The organism is Achromobacter dolens (genome assembly GCF_902859745.1).
Classification (GTDB): Bacteria; Pseudomonadota; Gammaproteobacteria; order Burkholderiales; family Burkholderiaceae_B; genus Achromobacter; species Achromobacter dolens.
This window is the reverse complement of the sequence record NZ_CADIJW010000005.1, coordinates 95,312-113,531: the sequence shown is the minus strand read 5'-3', so window position 1 is coordinate 113,531 and position 18,220 is coordinate 95,312. Positions and strand designations below refer to the sequence as shown.

General features: G+C 67.7%; 19 protein-coding genes. 9 read left to right on the top strand and 10 right to left on the bottom strand.

Annotated elements, in window-relative coordinates:
• Positions 1-43: 43 nt before the first annotated feature.
• From HV783_RS06520 to rsmB, 6 genes are read right to left on the bottom strand one after another with little or no spacing between them, the layout of a single operon-like run.
• The gene (locus HV783_RS06520; protein WP_054500435.1) at positions 44-1,513 is read right to left on the bottom strand and encodes a TrkH family potassium uptake protein; all 1,470 of its coding nucleotides are present in this window, start codon (positions 1,511-1,513) and stop codon (positions 44-46) included.
• Between the two features lie 52 nt (positions 1,514-1,565).
• The gene (gene trkA, locus HV783_RS06515) at positions 1,566-2,945 is read right to left on the bottom strand and encodes a Trk system potassium transporter TrkA (protein ID WP_054500434.1); all 1,380 of its coding nucleotides are present in this window, start codon (positions 2,943-2,945) and stop codon (positions 1,566-1,568) included.
• The gene (locus tag HV783_RS06510) at positions 2,942-3,631 is read right to left on the bottom strand and encodes a response regulator (RefSeq protein WP_144655685.1); all 690 of its coding nucleotides are present in this window, start codon (positions 3,629-3,631) and stop codon (positions 2,942-2,944) included. The genes trkA and HV783_RS06510 overlap by 4 nt, the downstream gene beginning before the upstream one ends.
• An 11-nt stretch (positions 3,632-3,642) precedes the next feature.
• On the bottom strand, positions 3,643-5,964 hold the full coding sequence (locus HV783_RS06505; protein WP_054500432.1) for a sensor histidine kinase: 2,322 nt from the start codon (positions 5,962-5,964) through the stop codon (positions 3,643-3,645).
• A complete protein-coding gene (locus HV783_RS06500; RefSeq protein ID WP_155755491.1) occupies positions 5,961-6,551 on the bottom strand; it encodes a DUF4390 domain-containing protein in 591 nt (196 codons plus the stop codon). Before HV783_RS06500 ends, HV783_RS06505 begins: the two co-directional genes overlap by 4 nt.
• A 40-nt stretch (positions 6,552-6,591) precedes the next feature.
• Entirely contained in the window at positions 6,592-7,929 is a 1,338-nt protein-coding gene (rsmB, locus tag HV783_RS06495; protein ID WP_054500430.1) for a 16S rRNA (cytosine(967)-C(5))-methyltransferase RsmB, read from the bottom strand.
• A 130-nt stretch (positions 7,930-8,059) separates the two neighbouring features.
• On the opposite strand from rsmB, the gene HV783_RS06490 reads away from it, so the two are divergent.
• Together HV783_RS06490 and rimO are read left to right on the top strand one after the other, a co-directional pair.
• Complete coding sequence (locus tag HV783_RS06490; protein ID WP_054500429.1) at positions 8,060-8,692, top strand: LysE family translocator; 633 nt, start codon at positions 8,060-8,062, stop codon at positions 8,690-8,692.
• A 151-nt stretch (positions 8,693-8,843) separates the two neighbouring features.
• Entirely contained in the window at positions 8,844-10,160 is a 1,317-nt protein-coding gene (rimO, locus tag HV783_RS06485; protein WP_175188834.1) for a 30S ribosomal protein S12 methylthiotransferase RimO, read from the top strand.
• A gap of 53 nt (positions 10,161-10,213) precedes the next feature.
• On the opposite strand, the gene HV783_RS06480 is transcribed toward rimO, so the two are convergent.
• The gene (locus tag HV783_RS06480; protein WP_054500427.1) at positions 10,214-10,531 is read right to left on the bottom strand and encodes a DMT family transporter; all 318 of its coding nucleotides are present in this window, start codon (positions 10,529-10,531) and stop codon (positions 10,214-10,216) included.
• A gap of 95 nt (positions 10,532-10,626) precedes the next feature.
• Between HV783_RS06480 and HV783_RS06475 the strand changes: the two genes are divergently transcribed.
• Complete coding sequence (locus tag HV783_RS06475) at positions 10,627-11,013, top strand: winged helix-turn-helix transcriptional regulator (RefSeq protein ID WP_175188833.1); 387 nt, start codon at positions 10,627-10,629, stop codon at positions 11,011-11,013.
• Between the two features lie 72 nt (positions 11,014-11,085).
• Here HV783_RS06475 and HV783_RS06470 read toward each other — a convergent pair whose 3' ends face one another.
• The gene (locus tag HV783_RS06470; RefSeq protein WP_054500425.1) at positions 11,086-11,646 is read right to left on the bottom strand and encodes a ferritin-like domain-containing protein; all 561 of its coding nucleotides are present in this window, start codon (positions 11,644-11,646) and stop codon (positions 11,086-11,088) included.
• A 228-nt stretch (positions 11,647-11,874) separates the two neighbouring features.
• On the opposite strand from HV783_RS06470, the gene HV783_RS06465 reads away from it, so the two are divergent.
• Genes HV783_RS06465 through HV783_RS06450 form a run of 4 tightly spaced genes read left to right on the top strand, consistent with a single transcriptional unit; the run spans position 11,875 to position 14,249 of the window.
• Positions 11,875-12,477 carry an LOG family protein gene (locus HV783_RS06465; protein WP_054500424.1) on the top strand — a complete coding sequence of 201 codons (603 nt, stop codon included), beginning with the start codon at positions 11,875-11,877 and terminating at the stop codon, positions 12,475-12,477.
• Positions 12,478-12,500: 23 nt separating this feature from the next.
• Positions 12,501-13,061 carry a hypothetical protein gene (locus HV783_RS06460; protein WP_175188832.1) on the top strand — a complete coding sequence of 187 codons (561 nt, stop codon included), beginning with the start codon at positions 12,501-12,503 and terminating at the stop codon, positions 13,059-13,061.
• Between the two features lie 19 nt (positions 13,062-13,080).
• Positions 13,081-13,707 (top strand): HAD hydrolase-like protein, encoded by a 627-nt coding sequence (locus HV783_RS06455; RefSeq protein ID WP_054500422.1) that lies wholly within the window; start codon positions 13,081-13,083, stop codon positions 13,705-13,707.
• 26 nt (positions 13,708-13,733) lie between these two features.
• Positions 13,734-14,249: a class IV adenylate cyclase gene (locus tag HV783_RS06450; protein WP_175188831.1), complete on the top strand. Its 516-nt coding sequence runs from the start codon at positions 13,734-13,736 to the stop codon at positions 14,247-14,249.
• A gap of 51 nt (positions 14,250-14,300) precedes the next feature.
• Here HV783_RS06450 and fmt read toward each other — a convergent pair whose 3' ends face one another.
• Entirely contained in the window at positions 14,301-15,242 is a 942-nt protein-coding gene (gene fmt, locus HV783_RS06445) for a methionyl-tRNA formyltransferase (RefSeq protein ID WP_054500420.1), read from the bottom strand.
• Positions 15,243-15,273: 31 nt separating this feature from the next.
• The gene (gene def / locus HV783_RS06440) at positions 15,274-15,786 is read right to left on the bottom strand and encodes a peptide deformylase (RefSeq protein WP_006389914.1); all 513 of its coding nucleotides are present in this window, start codon (positions 15,784-15,786) and stop codon (positions 15,274-15,276) included.
• 251 nt (positions 15,787-16,037) lie between these two features.
• Here def and dprA point away from each other — a divergent pair, with 251 nt between their 5' ends.
• Both dprA and HV783_RS06430 read left to right on the top strand, forming a co-directional pair.
• Positions 16,038-17,147: a DNA-processing protein DprA gene (dprA, locus tag HV783_RS06435; protein ID WP_064524028.1), complete on the top strand. Its 1,110-nt coding sequence runs from the start codon at positions 16,038-16,040 to the stop codon at positions 17,145-17,147.
• A gap of 138 nt (positions 17,148-17,285) precedes the next feature.
• Complete coding sequence (locus HV783_RS06430) at positions 17,286-18,194, top strand: hydroxymethylglutaryl-CoA lyase (protein WP_006389909.1); 909 nt, start codon at positions 17,286-17,288, stop codon at positions 18,192-18,194.
• Positions 18,195-18,220: the final 26 nt, after the last annotated feature.

Sequence of the window (18,220 nt, the reverse complement as noted above, 5' to 3'; positions counted from 1 at the left end):
GGAGGCCGGAAATTCGGGCTGTGCCGCGCACGGGCGAGGCCGCCTACTTGCGCCAGAAAATCGGCGTGAACAGCACCAGCACGGTCAGCAGCTCCAGGCGGCCGATCAGCATGGCGAAGGTGCAGACCCAGATCTGGAAATCCGACAGCACCGCGAAATTTCCCATGGGTCCGACCGGTCCCAGGCCGGGGCCGGTGTTGTTGACGCTGGCGAAGACGGCCGAGAACGCCGTGATCGGGTCCAGCCCCGACAGCAGCAGCAGGCTGGTGAAGACAGCGATGGACAGGCCGTAGAAAAGCATGAACGCCAGCACCGACGACATGGTGCGGGCCTCGACGGCGCGGCCGTTGATCCGTACCGGGCTGACCGCATGCGGATGCAACATTGTGACAAGTTCATTGCGCGCCTGCTTGATCAGCAGGATGGCCCGGATCATCTTGATCCCGCCCCCCGTCGAACCAGCCGAGGTGGCGAAGCCCGACAGCAGCAGCATGGTCAAGGGCGCGAACAGCGGCCACTGGGCGAAATCGGTATTGGCGTAGCCCGTGGTGGTGGCCATCGAGATCGTGTTGAACATCCCGTAGCGCAGAGCCTGCAGCGGCTCCTGGTAGACGCCCTTGACGTACAGGAACACCGAGATCACCAGGCCCACCCCCAGCACCACCACCAGGTACGGAATGGCTTCCGGACAACGCAGATAAGCGCGCGGACTACGCTGGCGGAAAGCGTTGAAATGGGTGGCGAAGTTGATGCCGGCGATCAACATGAACACCATGGCCACCATTTCCACCGCTACCGAATCGAAATGGGCAAAGCCGTCGTCCCAGGTGGAAAAGCCGCCCAGGCCCATGGTGGTGGCCATGTGGCACCAGGCCTCGAACCACGACAGGCCGACCGCGCGGTAAGCCAGGAAGCACAGGATCGAGAACGCGAAATACACCGCGTACAGCGCCTTGGCGGTGCTGGCGATGCGGGGGGTCAGGCGCTCGTCCTTCATCGGCCCCGGGGTCTCGGCCCGCACCACCTGGTGGCCGCCGACGCCCAGCAGCGGCAGGATCGCCACTGCCAGAACCAGGATTCCCATGCCGCCGATCCAGATAAGGGTGGCGCGCCACAGGTTGATCGAGGCGGGCAGCGCGTCCAGATTGGTCAGCACGGTGGCGCCGGTGGTCGTCAGCCCGGACATGGCCTCGAAATAAGCCCCGGTGAACGATAGCGGCAGGCCGGCACGGTGGAAGTAGATCAACAGCGGGATCGCCGCCAGCAGCGGCAGGCCGGCCCATACCGCCGACACCAGCACAAAGCCGTCACGGGCGCGCAGCTCGCTGCGGGCCCGCCGCGTCAGCGCCGCCAGCGCCACGCCGATACCGACCGAAATCAGGAAGCCGTGCAGGAAGGCATCGCGCGCGGCGTCGCCGCCGATGTAGGCCACTCCCAGCGGGATCAGCATGGTGAGGGCGAACATCACCATCGTCAGGCCCAGGATGTGCAGCGTCGCCAGGACCCGCTTCATGCGGCCTCCCCGGCCGTCGCCGGTCCGTCGGAAAGCGGGACGCGCAGGCTCATCAGAAGAACGACGCCGAAACTTGGAACAGTTTTTCCACGCGCGGCATCTGCTTGCGCGAGGGCACGAAGACGATGACGTGATCGTCGGTCTCGATCACGGTATCCGCGTCAGGCAGGATGATCTCGTCCTCGCGCACCAGCGCGCCGATGCTGGCGCCCTTGGGCAGGCTGATCTCGCCCACCTTGCGGCCCACCACCTTGGAATTGGAGCGGTCGCCGTGGGCGATGGCCTCCAGCGCCTCGGCCACGCCCTGGCGCAACCGGTGCACCGCCGCCACGTCGCCGCGCCGCACATGGCGCAGCAGCTCGCTCATGGTGGCCTGCGACGGCGACACCGCGATGTCGATATGGCTGCCCTGCATCAGTTCGCCATAGGCCTGGCGGTTGATCAGCGCGATCACCTTGCGCGCGCCCAGCCGCTTGGCCAGCAGCGACGACATGATGTTGTCCTCGTCGTCGCTGGTCAGCGCCAGCCAGGTGTCCATGTCCTCGATGTTCTCGCGTTCCAGCAGGGCCTCGTCGGTGCCGCTGCCGTGCAGCACCAGCACGCTGTCGGGCAACTGCGTGGCCAGGTATTCGCAGCGCTTGAGGTCGCGCTCGATGATGCGCACGCTGTAGTTTTCCTCGGCCAGCGCGCGCGCCAGCCGCAGGCCGATGTTGCCGCCACCGGCGATCATCACGCGGCGCACGGCCTTTTCGGCTTCGCGCAGTTGCCGCACGGCGCGGCGCGCGTGGCGCGTGTCCACCACCAGCACCACCTCGTCGCCCGGGGCGATCACGGTGCCCGACCCCGCCCGCAACGGGCGGCCGCCGCGCAGCACGTCGATCACCCGCGCCGTGACGTCGGGCCAGACCTCGCGCAGCTTGTCGACGGGATGGTGCGCCATGGGGCTGCCGTGACCGACGCGGACCGTCACGACGCTGACCCGCCCTTCGGCGAATTCCACTACCTGCAGCGCCTCGGGGAACTCGATCAGGCTGTGCAGGTAGGTGGTGACGCTGCGCTCGGGGCTGATGATGGCGTCGATGCAGAAGCCGTCTTCGCTCATCAGTTCGGGATGTTCGGAAAATTCGCCAGAACGGATACGAGCGATGCGGCGAGGGATGTTGAAAAGCTGACGGGCGATCTTGCAGGCCACCATGTTGGCCGCGTCGGACGCGGCGCAGGCGATCAGCAGGTCGGTGTCCGCGGCGCCGGCGCCTTCCAGCACCGACACCTGCGAGCCGTCGCCATGGACGACGCGCAGGTCGAAGTGTTCCTGCAGGTATTGCAACTGGGAAGAGTCCGAATCGATCACCGTGATGTCGTTCTGCTCGGACACCAGGTTTTCCGCCACGCTGGTGCCTACGCGACCAGCGCCGATGATCAGGATCTTCATGCGCCCCGTTTGCGCGCCGACTCGATGCCCAACTGCTTGAGCTTGCGGTAGAGGTGGGTGCGCTCGAGGCCGGTGCGTTCGGACACGCGGGTCATGCTGTGGCTTTCGCGGACCAGATGGTATTCAAAATAGATGCGCTCGAACTCGTCGCGCGCCTCGCGCAGCGGCTGGTCCAGCGAGATGCTGCCCAACTGGCCGTTGGCGGTGACCGGAACTTCGTTCGCGGGGGCCAACGACAGCGTCGGCGGATCGAGTTCGTCCTCGAGCGCCACGGCGGCGCTGGCGGTCGTGGGCGCCGTCACGGGCGCCGGATGCGGCACGCGACCGCGGGCCAGGCCGGCGGCCACGGTCTTGAGCAGGCGTTGCAGCGTAATCGGCTTTTCGAGGAAATCCATGGCGCCGATGCGGGTGGCCTCGACCGCCGTGTCGATGGTGGCGTGACCACTCATCATGATGACCGGCATGTCCAGCAGGCCCTGCGAGCCCCATTCCTTGAGCAGGCTGACGCCATCGGTGTCCGGCATCCAGATGTCCAGCAGCACCAGATCGGGACGCGTGCGAAGGCGCGCGGCGCGCGCTTGCGCCGCGTTTTCGGCCAACTCGACCGTGTGCCCTTCGTCGTAAAGGATTTCCGACAAAAGCTCGCGAATACCGACTTCGTCGTCAACCACCAGAATTCTGGCCATAAAGCATCCACCTATTGCGTAGCCGCATTATCCTTTTCTTGCGCGGTCGCGTCCATAGTATCGGCCCCGGGAGCGAGCCGGGTCAACAAGATGGAAATCCGCGCGCCTCCTTCCTTGCGATTCGCAAGGTCGATCCGCCCGCCATGCTCTTCCACGATCTTGCGTACGATTGCCAATCCTAACCCAGTCCCGTGGGACTTGGTGGTTACGTAGGGCTCGAAAGCGCGCTGCATGACCTGCGGCGGGAAACCCGGGCCGGTGTCGGCGACCGTGAAACGCAGGGCCTGCTGGTCGGCGCGGTCGGGCTGCTCGCTGCGCATCAGTTGGGTCGTGACGCTGACGCGGCCTTCCCCTCCCTTCTCGGCGATGGCGTCGCGGGCATTGGACAGCAGGTTATGGATCACCTGGCGCAACTGGGTCGGATCGCCCTCGATGGCGGGCAGGTCCGCGCCCAGGCTGACGTCCAGGTTCAGCGCCTTGCCGGAGGCCGAACGCACCGAAGCGGCGCCGTCCGGCTCCCAGCCATACAGGGACAGCACATCCGCCACCAGCGCGTTGAAGTCGATACGCTGCATCACCGCCGGCGGCGTGCGGGCGTATTCGCGGAAATCATCCACCATCTGCTTGAGCGAGGCCACCTGATTGACGATGGTGTTGGTGGAGCGCTCGACGATCTGGGCCTCGGCCGGCGGCAGCTTGCCTTCCAGCTTCATCGCCAGGCGCTCGGCGGAGAGTTGGATCGGCGTCAGCGGGTTCTTGATCTCGTGGGCCAGGCGGCGCGCCACTTCGCCCCAGGCGACGGTGCGGTTGGCCGATATCACCTCGGTAATATCGTCGAACACGACCAGGTAGCCGTTGCCGCGGCCGTCCACCCGCAGGTGGGTGCCGCGCGCCAGCAGCGTCAGGGCCTGGGGCCCGTTGGGCGTGTCGCCCTGCTTGGGCGCGATTTCGAACTGCTGCTGCCAGTGCTGCCGTTCGGAGCCCACGGCGGCGTGGGTGGAAAAAGCCTGCCGCACGACGTTCGCGAACTCGAGCATGCCATCGACGGTTTCCAGCGGCCGCCCGATCACCGAGCGCAGGTCGGCCTGCAGGATGGTCTGGGCGCCCTGGTTGACGGTGGTGACGCGGAAGGACTCGTCGAACACCAGCACGCCCGAGGACAGGTTCGACAGCACGCTTTCCAGATAGACGTTGGACCGCTCGAGCTGCTGGCGGTTGCTCTCGACCATGCGGCGGGCCTCGTCGAGCTGGCGCGTCATGGCATTGAACGAGCGGGTCAACTGGCCGACCTCGTCGCGCTCGGGCGGCTCGGGCAGCGGCCGGTAGTCGCCCACGCCCACCGCCTGGGTGCCGCCCGCCAGGCTGAGCAATGGCCGCACCAGCCGCTTGGACAGCGACAACGCCACGGCGATGGCGCCGAACGCGGCCAGCAGCAGCGCCAGGGTCAGCGTGATGCCATACAGTTTGCGCAGGCCGAGCCGCGACAGGGCGAGTTCCTGGTAGTCGCGAAAACCCTGCTGCACCAGGTTGGCGTTGTGCGCGATCTGCTCGGGCACCGGCTGCAGCAGTTGCAGCCAGCGCGGCTCGGAGGCGGCGCCCAGCAGGTTGTCGTAGCGGTCGGGCCCGGTCAGCGGAATCACCACGCGCAGGTGCAGCCCGCCGTCGGTGCCGGGCTTGACCGGGTCATCGGCCTCGGCGGCCGAATAGCCGCGCGACAGCCGAAGTTGGTTCATGACCGTCGACGGCGGCATGGCCGGCAGCAACTGGCCGTACTGGCTGGTGGAGAACGCCACCATGCGGCCGCTGCCGGTGAAGACCATGGCTTCCTGTACGCCGTTGGCTTCGCGCAGCCGGGTCAGGGCCAGCGTCACGCCGGTATCGGAATTGCGGTTCAGCTCGGCCGCCATCGAGCGGGCCCGCGCGTCCAGGTCGGCCAGCAGCGAGTCGAGCGCGGCGCGGCCCAGGTTCAGGCCGGCCTCCAGCGCGGTGTCGACCCGCACGTTGAACCAGGACTCGATCGAGCGCGACATGAACTGCACCGACACCGTATAGATCAGGGCGCCGGGGACCACGCCGATCAGGGCGAAGGCCAAAGAGAAGCGGGCGGTCAGCCTGGCGCCGAACTGCCGGCGCCGGATCTGCCGCGCCAGCCGCACCGTCAGGGCCACCACCCAGACGAACAGCGCCAGCGCGAAGATGCCGTTGAGAACCAGCAGCGTGTCGTAATAGCGGGCAAAACGCGAGGCATTGCCCGTGGACCATGCCAGCAGGCCCAGCAACGCCAGGCCGCTCACCGCGCCGACCATCAGGGCCAGCCGAAGCAACAGCCTCATGAGGGGTCTTTCTCCTTGTCACCCAGCGAGAACGAGAAATCGGTCCACGGCGTGCCCTGGACCCAGGAGCTGCTGTTCAGGGCATTGACCTGGAACGGCCGGGGCAGCAGCGAAGTGTCCAGCCGCAGCCGCAACTGGCCGCCATAGACCACGCCCTCGTCGAAATCGTCGGCATCGGCCACCTGCCAGTTGCGCACATGGCGGATGACGCTCATTGCGTCGTCCAGCGACGCCACCGGGAAGGACAGCTCGCCGACCCCGGCACGCCACTGGCGCGTCAGCGCGTTGTAGATCACGCGCCAGGTGCGGGAGGTGTCGACCAGGGACTTGTTGAACCACCACCAACGCTCGCGCGTGATGGTCAGGTCGGCAGTGAAGTACAGGGGTACGCCACGCTGGGCGGCGTCACGCAGTTGCTGGTTCAGTTCGAACTCGATGTCGGCGTCGATTTCAAGCTTGTCGCCACGCACGACCGGTTCGACGCGCACCACCTTCGGTTCGGACCCGTGTGCCTGACCGGCCGGCACCAACGACAGCGCGGCAGTTGCGAACAATAACCCCAGAAATAACCGTGAAATGATGGACATACGACACCGAAACCCCGTCATGCCCCCTATTCTTGGCGATTCAGGACTGCTTGGCAAACAAGGCGTAGAAAAATCCATCGCGTTGCGCCGCGGGTGTTGCATCGACCGCAACTGGCAGCAATTGGCCGGGCGCGTCCAGGCGCCGGGCCTCGGGGTGGCGCTGCAGGAACTCCAGCGCCTGGCGCGTGCCCTCGATCGGGAAGATCGAGCAGGTCACGTACAGCAGGCGGCCGCCGGGCGCGACCGTGCGCCAGAGCGCGTCCAGGATGCGCGCCTGCAGCGTGGCGGTGCGGCGCACATCGTTCTCGCGGCGCAGCCAGCGGATGTCGGGATGACGCCGCACGATGCCCGAGGCGGTGCACGGCACGTCCGCCAGCACCGCGTCGAAGGGCTTGCCATCCCACCAGGCGTCCAGGTCGGCGGCGTCGGCGGCCTGCAGCCGCACATGCTCGCCCGCCAGGCCGAGGCGGTCCAGGTTCTGGCCGACCCGCGTCAGGCGGTCGGCGTCGGCGTCCAGGGCGAGCAGGTCGATGTCGGCCAGCTCCAGCAGGTGGGCGGTCTTGCCGCCCGGCGCGGCGCAGGCATCCAGCACCCGCATGCCGTCCTGCGGCGCCAGCAGCTCGGCGGCCAACTGGGCGCCGGCGTCCTGCACCGACCACCACCCTTCGGCGAAACCGGGCAGTTGAGCCACCGGCCGCGGCGTGGCCAGCACCAGGCCGGCCTGGCCCACCGTGTCGGCGGCCAGGCCCGCGTCCTGGAACGCGGCCAGGACCTGCTCGCGGCTGGCGCGGCGGCGATTGACGCGCAGGGTCAGCGGCGCCGGCACGTTGGCCGCCCGCAGGATCTCCTGCCACTGCTGCGGATAGGCCACGCGCAATTGCTTGACCCACCAGCCCGGATGGTTCCATTCGGCCTCGGGGCTGTCGGCCACGGCGGCCTCCAGCGCCGCCCGCTCACGCAGGAAACGGCGCAGGCAGGCATTGAGCAGGCCCTTGAACGCCCCGAGGGAACGGGTCGAGGACGCGGCCGTGACGGCCTGGTCCACCACGGTGTGGGGCGCGTAGACCGGCATGCCCGGCAGGCCGGCAGCGGCCTCGCCCTCGGCCTTGAGCAGCGTCAGCGAGACCAGCAGCAGCGATTCGAACAGCACATTGGGATAGCGCTGCACCAGTTCGCGGCCGACCGCATCGGCCCAGCCCAGGTAGCGCATCGCGTGGAACGACACCGCCTGCGCCGCGGGGCGCAGGGCGCCATCGACGTCGGCCAGGGCATCGGTCATCGAGCGGCCTTCCAGGACGTCCTCCACCACGCGCGCGCTGGCAAGCAAAACGGCGGAAAGCGGGGGAGCCAGATGGGGGGTATCGGAACGCGTGGACATGGCAGCAAATCAAAGGACAAGACCGCTATGGTAGCCCGGCGCGGGCTGCCGCCCCGTCGACGGCCTCGCGGGGAGCGCTGGACGAACCGCGCCGGGCGCGTCACACTGGCCGCCTGCCTCGGAGCCCGCCATGTCCACCGCCACGCTGCTGCTGTTCATCCTGGCCTCGGCCGTCGCCATCGTGACGCCCGGCCCGACCGTCCTGCTCGCCATGAGCAACGGCTCGCGCCACGGCGTGCGCACCGCCTGCTGGGGCATGGGCGGCGCGGTAATGGCGGATTTCATCCTGGTGGGCGCGGTGGCTTCCGGCCTGGGCGTGGTGCTGGCCGCTTCCGAGGTCGCCTTCCATGTCATCAAGTGGGCGGGCGCCGCCTACCTGGCCTATCTCGGCTGGAAGATGCTGCGCTCGGACGCCGCGCTGGTGCTGCCGGCCGCCGAACCCGGCGCCGCCCGGCCGGTGGGCCTCAAGCTGGGCCTGCGCAGCTTCGTGGTGGCGCTGACCAACCCGAAGGCATTGCTGTTCATGTCCGCCTTCCTGCCGCAGTTCATCAATACCCAGGCGCCCCTGCTGCCGCAATACGCCACCGTGGCTGCGGTGCTGGCGCTGATGAACATCCTGACCATGCTGGCCTACGCCACCCTGGGCGCGCAACTGGTGCGGGCCTTTCGCGGCTCGGGCCTGCGCTGGCTGAACCGGGTCTGTGGCTCGCTCATGATCGGGCTGGCCGGCACCCTGGCGCTGTACCGCCGCAGCGGCGCCTGACGCCCGACGTCGCCCTGCCCGGATATTAGGGACGCACACCAGCCGGGAATCGCCCCCGGCAACCCGCTAAAATAACGGCCCCCCGCCCTGCCGCGCTAGAATTGCGCAGTATTTGATCACTGGCGCCGGCTCGCGCCCACCGAGGTATTCCATGTCTTCCCCCAAAGTCGGCTTCGTCAGCCTGGGCTGTCCCAAAGCCCTGGTCGACTCCGAACGCATCCTGACCCAACTGCGCACCGAAGGGTACCAAGTCACGCCCGAGTACAACGACGCCGACGTCGTGGTGGTCAACACCTGTGGCTTCATCGACAGCGCCAAGGCGGAGTCGCTGGAAGCCATCGGCGAAGCGCTCGCCGAGAACGGCAAGGTCATCGTCACCGGCTGCATGGGCGTCGAGGAATCGGTGATCCGCAACGTGCACCCCAGCGTGCTGGCCGTGACCGGCCCGCAGCAATACGAGGAAGTGGTGCGCGCCGTGCATGACGCCGCGCCGCCCAAAAAGGACCACAACCCCTACCTCGACCTGGTGCCGCCGCAGGGCGTCAAGCTGACCCCGCGCCACTACGCCTACCTGAAGATCTCGGAAGGCTGCAATCACCGCTGCAGCTTCTGCATCATCCCGTCGATGCGCGGCGACCTGGTCAGCCGTCCGGTGGGAGACGTGCTCAGCGAGGCCGAGCGCCTGGTCAAGGCCGGCGTCAAGGAGCTGCTGGTGATTTCGCAGGACACCAGCGCCTACGGCGTCGACGTCAAGTACCGCAGCGGCTTCTGGAACGGCCGGCCCGTGCGCACCCGCATGACCGAGCTCTGTACGGCCTTGTCCGAGATGGGCGTCTGGACGCGCCTGCATTACGTGTATCCGTATCCGCACGTCGACGAAGTGATTCCGCTGATGGCCGAGGGCAAGATCCTGCCCTACCTGGACATTCCGTTCCAGCACGCCAGCCCGCGCATCCTCAAGGCCATGAAGCGTCCGGCGTTCGAGGACAAGACGCTGGCGCGCATCAAGCAGTGGCGCGAGATCTGCCCCGACCTGACCATCCGCTCGACCTTCATCGTCGGCTTCCCCGGCGAGACCGAGGAAGACTTCCAGTACCTTCTGGACTGGATGCAGGAAGCCCAGCTCGACCGCGTCGGCTGTTTCCAGTATTCGCCGGTGGAAGGCGCGCCCGCCAACCTGCTCGACAATCCCGTGCCGGACGAGGTCAAGCAGGAACGCTGGGAACGCTTCATGGAACTGCAGCAGTCGATTTCCACCGCGCGCCTGGCGCGCAAGGTCGGCCGCGAGATCGACGTACTGATCGACGAAGTGGACGAAGACGGCGCCGTGGGCCGTAGCGCTGGCGACGCGCCGGAAATCGACGGTTGCGTCTACGTCAGCTCGGACCGCAAGCTCAAGGCCGGCGACCTGGTGCGCGCCCGCGTCACCGACTCCGACGAGTACGACCTCTGGGCCGACACGGTCTGAGCGTCATGAGGCCGGCGGCATCGGCCGCCGGGGCGAAAGGCCCGCGGCCCGGTTCAGGCCTCCAGCAGTTTCAGGCCCGCCACGCCGCCCACGATCAACGCAATGCACGCCAGGCGCGCGACGGACGGCGAATCGCCGAACAGCAGGATCCCCAGCAGCGTGATGCCCACGGACCCGATGCCGGTCCACACGGCGTAAGCGGTGCCCGCGGGCAGGTGCCGCATCGCCAGCGTCAGCAGGAAGATACTGCCCAGCGCCGCGGCGATGCCGATGGCGCTGGGCCAGAACCGCGTCCAGCCGTCCGCGTACTTCAACGCCAGCGCCATCACGATTTCCACCGCGCTCGCGGCCAACAGGATCCACCAGGCCATCCCGGCCTCCCTTCGTTATTGGAATGCGGCCAGCTTAGGGCCTATAGTTACCCAGGCACAAGTACGCACCTATTGGTAACCATGAAGGGCACCCCATGGCAGTCTCTCCCGCTTCCGCAGGCAACGTCTTCGACGCCGCCTGTCCATCGCGCCGCGCGCTCGAACTGATCTCCGGCAAATGGGTACCGCTGGTGCTGCCCGCGCTCGCGCATGGCCCGCTGCGCAACAATGAGCTGCTGCGCAAGCTCGACGGAATCTCGCAGAAGATGATGACGCAGACACTGCGCGAACTGGAACGCCACGGACTGGTCCTGCGCGAGGACATGCGCACGGTGCCGCCACATGTGCGCTATCACCTGACCGAACTGGGGAAGTCGCTGAATGTGGCGCTGGTGGCGCTGGATCGATGGGCCGAAAGCCACCATGCCCAATTGGATGCGGCGGCGCGCCGCCACGACGCGGCTGCCGCGCGCCAGGGTTGAACAACCCGGGCGGGACGCGCAGCCCCATGGCGCACCGCCGGCCCACGGTGCGCCATCGACCGCTGACGGGCCTTAATGCTTGGCCAGGAAATCAGACAGATCGTCGGCGTGCTCTTCCTCGACCGCCAGGATTTCCTCCAGCAGGCGACGGGTGGTCGAATCCTGCTCGCCGATGTACTCGATCATCTGCCGGTAGCTGTCGATGGCAATACGCTCGGCGATCAGGTTTTCCTTGATCATCTCCTCGAGCGAGGAGCCCTCGACGTACTCGGAATGGCTACGCTCGAGCAGGCCCTTGGGCGACAGGTTGGGCTCGCCGCCCAGTTGCACGATACGCTCGGCCAGTTTGTCGGCGTGATCCTGTTCCTGAGCGGCGTGCTCCGCGAATTCCGCGGCCACCGGCTCGGCGTTCAGGCCGCGGGCCATGAAGAAGTGGCGCTTGTAGCGCAGCACACAGACGATCTCGGTGGCCAGCGCCTCGTTCAGGAGCTTGAGCACGGTCTGGCGGTCGGCACGGTAAGTGTCGGTGACGGCGCCGGACTCGATATCCTGGCGCGCCTTGGCGCGGATCGCCTTCACATCCATGTCGAAGGGGCGGCTCGCCTTGTCTTGGTTACGGGTCGTGTTTTCCATATCGTTAGCTCCTTGTGGGGTTGGCAATACGACGCTGGACTTCCAGTCGTTCCGAACAACCCAGTCTACCGGGCGTACGAAAAGATGCTGTGTCCAAACATTGCCCATGGCGCCGGATCCGGCTTTCGTGCGCCGGGTAAAAACCCGCCCGGCGCTTCTCGTAAACTATCGGCTTCCCGGACGGCCCATGACGCAATCTGTAACGGGCCCGACAACAAGTAGCTTCATATGACCCTGAAGAACATCTGCGTGTATTGCGGCTCCAATCCCGGCGCGCGCCCCGAATACCTGGAGCAGGCCCGCGTGCTGGCCCGTGAACTGGTCAAGCGCGACCTCGGCCTGGTCTACGGCGGCTCGGTCGTCGGCATCATGGGCGTCATCGCCAACGAGGTGCTGGCCGGCGGCGGCCGCGTGATCGGCGTGATCCCGGAACTGCTGCAGAAAAAGGAACAGGCCCATCGCGGCCTGACCGAGCTGCACCTGGTGCAGAGCATGCACGAGCGCAAGGCCATGATGATGGAGAAGGCCGACGGCTTCATCGCGCTGCCCGGCGGCGCCGGCACGCTGGAAGAGTTCTTCGAGGTCTGGACCTGGGCCCAGCTCAGCATGCACAGCAAGCCCTGCGGCCTGCTCAATATCGCCGGCTATTACGACGCGCTGATGCAGTTCGTCGACCATGCCGTCGACGAAGCCTTCATGCGCCCGCAGCACCGCGACATGCTGGTGGTGGAAAGCGATCCGGCGACGCTGCTGGACCGCTACGCCATTTACGAGCCGCCCAACGTCTCCAAGTGGTTCGAGCCCGTCAAGCCCGAGCATCGCGCCCCCTAACCCGCTCCAAGGAAAGCCCCGCAATGTCCAACGGTTCGTCGTTCCCCGCCAGCACCGAGTCCGTATTGCGCGATTACTTCCACGCCAAGGACGAAAACCGCCCACACTACATGGCGCGCGCCTTCGCGCCGCAGGCGGTGCTGAAGATGGCGCTGCGCACGCAGGCCATCGCGTTTCCGCCCGAATCCCACGGCCTGGCCGCGATCACCGACACCTTGGTGCGCAAGTTCGGCCAGACCTACGACAACGTCTACACCTTCTACCTGGCGCGGCCCGAGACCGATGCGCGCCTGTCCGACTATTCCTGTGACTGGATCGTCGGCATGACAGAGAAGGCCACCGGCAACGTGCGCGTGGGCTGTGGCCGCTACGCCTGGACCTTCCAGCCGGAGCCATACCGCGCGACTCACCTGACCATTACCATCGAGACCATGGTGACGCTGCCCCCCGCCGCCACCGACGCGGTGTTCGGCTGGCTGCTCGCGCTGGACTATCCCTGGACCAACGCCCAGCGCGTCGTCGCCGGCGCCCCGCCGCTTGAAGACCTGGCGCCGGTGGTGCAGTATCTGCTTCACCCCATGTAGATCGGCATCGGATTTTTTCTTGAAATACGACATCGCAGCTTTTGATTTCGACGGAACCCTGGCAGACACCATGCCCTGGTTCAATTCCATCCTCAACACGGTGGCCGACAAGTACGGCTTTCGCAAGATCGACGCCGCCGAGCGCGACCAGTTGCGCCACCGCGACGCCGGCGAGATCCTGAAGTTTCTGGGCATCCCGCTGTGGAAACTGCCCGCCATCATGGCGCACGTGCGCACGCTGATGCAGGAGATCGATCCCAGCGTGCGCCTGTTCGATGGCGTTCCGGACGCGCTGGCCCGACTGAAGGCGGGCGGGCTGCGGCTGGCGGTGGTCAGCTCGAACTCGCTGGAAAACGTGCAGCGCGTGCTCGGGCCGGAGACCGCGGCGCTGTTCGACGACTACGAATGCGGCACCGACCTGTTCGGCAAGGCCGCCAAGATCGAGCGCCTGCTGCAGCGCCACGACACCCCGCCGGAACGCTTCTTGCTGGTGGGCGACGAGATGCGCGACATCGACGCGGCCCGCAAGGCCGGCGTGCGCGTGGGATCGGTGGCCTGGGGCTACAACCACGTCGACGCGCTGCGCGACCGCGGCCCCGACGAGCTGTTCATGCAGGTCGCCGAACTGCCCGCCGCGCTGGCCTGACACTGCGCCCCGACAAGGACACCCCCATGGCCCGCAACGTCGAAATCAAGGCAAGGGTCGCCAGCCTGGCGGCCCTCGAATCGCTGGCCGCCGCGCTGTCGGGCAAGGCTCCGATCGCCATCGCGCAGGACGACACCTTCTTCGCCTGCCCTGACGGCCGGCTCAAGCTGCGCGTGTTCGCCGATGGCAAGGGCGAACTGATCTTCTACCGCCGCGCCGACGAGGCCGGCCCCAAGGAAAGCTTCTACGTCATTTCACCGACCGCCTCGCCCGATACCCTGCGCGACGCGCTGGGGCTGGCTTATGACGTGATCGGCCGCGTGCGCAAGCAGCGCCTGCTATTCATGGCCGGCCGCACCCGCATCCACCTGGATCGGGTCGAGGGACTGGGGGAATTCCTGGAACTGGAAGTCGTGCTGCGAGACGGCGAAAGCGTCGAGGCCGGCATGGCCGAGGCCCATGAGCTGCTCGCCAGCCTGCAGATCGCGCCGGACCAGTTGTTGTCGGGCGCCTACCTGGACCTGCTGGCCGAGCGCGCCTGAGAAAGGCCGCCTGCGCCACGGCGGCCAGCCCCCTGGCAACGGCGAACGGCCTCAGGCCGGCTGCCAGCCCCGCACGAACACGTCCACCGGCTGGCGCTTGCCGCCGGCCTTCTGCAACTCAAGCAGGCGCAACACGCCCTCGCCGGTCGCAATGTCGATGCCATCAGCCTGCGCGCGCAGCACGCTGCCGGGCGCGGCCGCCGCGGACTGCGGCAGGGCCTGCGCGCGCCACACCTTCACGGGATCGGCCAGGCCGGGCAGGCGGATGCTGGCGCCGGGCACCGGGTTGAAGGCGCGCACGCGACGCGCCAGCAGTTCCGCGGGCTGGCTGCAATCGAGCGCGGCCTCGGCCTTGTCCAACTTGGCGGCGTAGGTCACGCCGTCCTCGGGTTGCGGGGTCGGCGTCAAACCGCCCTGGGACAGTGCGGCCAAGGCCGCCACGATCGCCTCGCCGCCGGCCAGCGCCAACGCGTCGTGCAATTGCGCGGCATTGGTCTCGGCCCCGATCGGCACGACCCGCTCCAGCAGCATGTCGCCGGTGTCCAGGCCCGCGTCCATCTGCATGATGGTCACGCCGGTGCGGGCGTCGCCCGCCTCGATGGCGCGCTGGATCGGCGCCGCGCCGCGCCAGCGCGGCAGCAGGCTGGCGTGGATGTTCAGGCAGCCCAGGCGCGGCAGGTCCAGCACCCACTGCGGCAGGATCAGGCCATAGGCCGCGACCACCATCACGTCGGGCGCGATGCGCTCGAGCAGGGCGCGGGCCTCGGCAGCCTCCTCGGGATAGCGGCCATCGAGACGCAGGCTGCGCGGCTGGGCAACCTCGATGCCGGCGTCGAGCGCGGCCTGCTTTACGGGACTCGGTGTCAATTTGAGCCCGCGCCCGGCCGGGCGGTCGGGCTGGGTCATGACCAGCGGAATGTCGTGGCCGGCGGCCCGCAGGGCGTCGAAGGCGATACGGGCGAATTCCGGCGTGCCGGCGAAAACTAGGCGCATGGGGAGCGGACCGGGAGGAAGGAAACGGGCGTCAGGCGCGCAGCGCTTCGCGCTCGGCCTTTTTCAGCTTGGTCTTGATGCGGTTCTGCTTCAGGTTGGACAGGTATTCGACGAACACCTTGCCCTCCAGGTGGTCGAGCTCGTGCTGCACGCACACGGCCAGCAGGCCGTCGGCATCGAACTCGAACGGCTTGCCGTCGATGTCCAGCGCCTTGCAGCGGATGCGCGAAGCGCGCTCGACTTCGTCGTAGATGCCAGGGACCGACAGGCAGCCTTCCTCGTAGATCTTGTAATCGTCGCTGCGCCAGGTGATCTCGGGATTGATCAGCACCAGCAGTTGGTTGCTTTCTTCGGAGACGTCGATGACGACCACGCGTTCGTGCACGTCGACCTGCGTCGCGGCCAGGCCGACGCCCGGCGCGTCGTACATGGTTTCGGCCATGTCGCGCACCAGTTGGCGGATGCGGTCATCGACCTCGGCGACCGGCTTGGCCTTCTTGTGCAAGCGCGGATCCGGGTAGCGAAGAATAGGAAGTAATGCCATTGAAAAGGAATCGTCGGTAAGAGTGCCTGACCAACAGTTTAATTCATTAGATTCTTGATTTCTAATAGTTTTCGGCTAACACGAGGATTATCCGGACCGGCCTGGCCCCGATTTACAGCCCCGTCCGGCCGGGATCATTCGGTCCCGCCTGCCGGGGCTGCCGTGGCCGCCATGCGACACTCCCGAACGATCGGCGCCCCGGCGCCGGCCCCCCCCTATTTCCTTCGCGCCCGTCCGCCGGCGCCCTTGCCATGCCGCTCACCCATACCGCCGCTGAATTGTCCGCCTGGTTGCGCCTGTCCCTGGAGCCCGGCATCGGCCCGGCCACCGCCTGCACGCTGCTTGGCGCGCTGGGCCTGCCGGAACAGATCTACGCACAGCGCGCCTCGGCCCTGGCGCGCCAACTGCCGGACGCGCTGGCCCGCCAGTTGGCCGCTCCCATGCCGGTCGACATGGCCGCACAGGTCGACAACGCGCTGCAGTGGGTCGAGGGGCAAGGTCACCACATCCTGACGCTGGCCGATCCCACCTATCCGCAAAGCCTGCTCACCATCGCCGACCCGCCCATCCTGCTCTACGTGAATGGGGACCCGGCCTATCTGCAGGGACCATCGCTGGCCGTCGTGGGCGCCCGCAATGCAACCCCCGGCGGCCAGGAAAACGCCCGCGCCTTCGCCCGCCACCTGGCCGGCAACGGCTGGCGCGTGGTCAGCGGGCTGGCGCTGGGCATCGACGCGGCGGCCCATGAAGGCGCCCTGGACGCCGGCCCCGCAGGCGCCGGCACGGTCGCGGTGATGGGCACCGGCATCGACCGCATCTACCCCGCGCGGCACCGCGACCTGGCGCATCGCATCGCCGCGCACGGCGCGCTGGTCTCCGAATTGCCGATGGGGACGGGCGCCCTGCCCCAGCACTTTCCCAAGCGCAACCGCATCGTGGCCGGACTGGCGCGCGGCGTGCTGGTGGTCGAGGCCGCAAAACAGAGCGGCTCTCTCATCACCGCGCGGCTGGCGGGCGAAAGCGGGCGCGAGGTGTTCGCCATTCCCGGCTCGATCCACTCGCCGCTGTCGCGCGGGTGCCATGCGCTGATCCGCCAGGGCGCCAAGCTGGTGGAGACCGCGGCCGACATCACCGACGAACTGGGCGGCGGCCCACAACCCGGCGCCCGCCCGGCCGCGGCGGTTGAGGCAGCCGCCCCCCATCCGGTTCTCGACGCCCTGGGCTTCGACCCGTTGCACCTGGATGCGATCCAGGCCCGCTGTGGCCTGGATACCGCCGACCTGCAGGCGCAATTGCTGGAACTGGAACTGGCCCTGCGCGTGGCGCGCCTGGACGACGGCCGCTTCCAGCGCCTGAAATAAGGGATCGCGCCAGGGGCCGGCCGGCGCCTGGACCGCCCTCGGCCCGAGCGCGAGCGGGGCCGGATGCGATGGCGCTAATATTGGCGTTGGCGCCGAGCCGCCGCCGCGGCCGCCCCCGATACCGATACAGGAAGAGACATGGCATTGCCCACACGCGTCAAGATCGTCGAGGTTTCGCCCCGCGACGGCCTGCAGAATGAAAAGGAATTCGTGCCCACCGACATCAAGGTGGAACTGATCGACCGCCTCGCGGCCGCCGGCTTTCCCAATGTCGAGGCGGCCTCGTTCGTGTCGCCCAAGTGGGTGCCGCAGATGGCCGACGGCGCCGACGTCATGGCGCGGATCCAGCGCCGCCCGGGCACCATCTATTCGGTGCTCACGCCCAACATGAAGGGCTTCGAGGGCGCGCTGGCCGCCGGCGCGGACGAAATCGTCATCTTCGGGGCGGCCAGCGAGGCCTTCTCGCAAAAGAACATCAATTGCTCGATCGCCGAATCCATCGCGCGCTTCGAACCCGTGGTGCAGGCCGCCCGCGAGGCCGGCATCCGCGTGCGCGGCAGCATCAGCTGCGCGCTGGGCTGTCCCTACCAGGGCGAAGTGCCGATCGAATCCGTGGTGGACGTGGCCCAGCGTTACCTGGCCATGCAGGTCGACGAGATCGACGTGGCCGACACCATCGGCGTGGGCACGCCGCAACGCGTGCGCGACGTAATGGCCGCGGTCACCCGCGTGGTGGACCCGGCGCGCGTCTCGGGCCACTTCCACGACACCTACGGCCAGGCGCTGGCCAACATCCTGGCCTCACTGGAGACCGGCATCTCGATATTCCATGCCTCGGTGGCCGGCCTGGGTGGCTGCCCCTACGCCAAGGGCGCGACGGGCAATGTCGCGACCGAAGACGTGCTGTACATGCTGCGCGGGCTGGACATCGACACTGGCGTCGACTTCGATGCGGTGGTGGACATCGGCCAATGGATGTCGGCCAACCTCAACCGCAAGGGCTCCAGCCGGGCTGGCAACGCCATTGCCGCCAAGCGGGCAGCCTGACCGCGAAACGCCGTAGAATGGCTGCG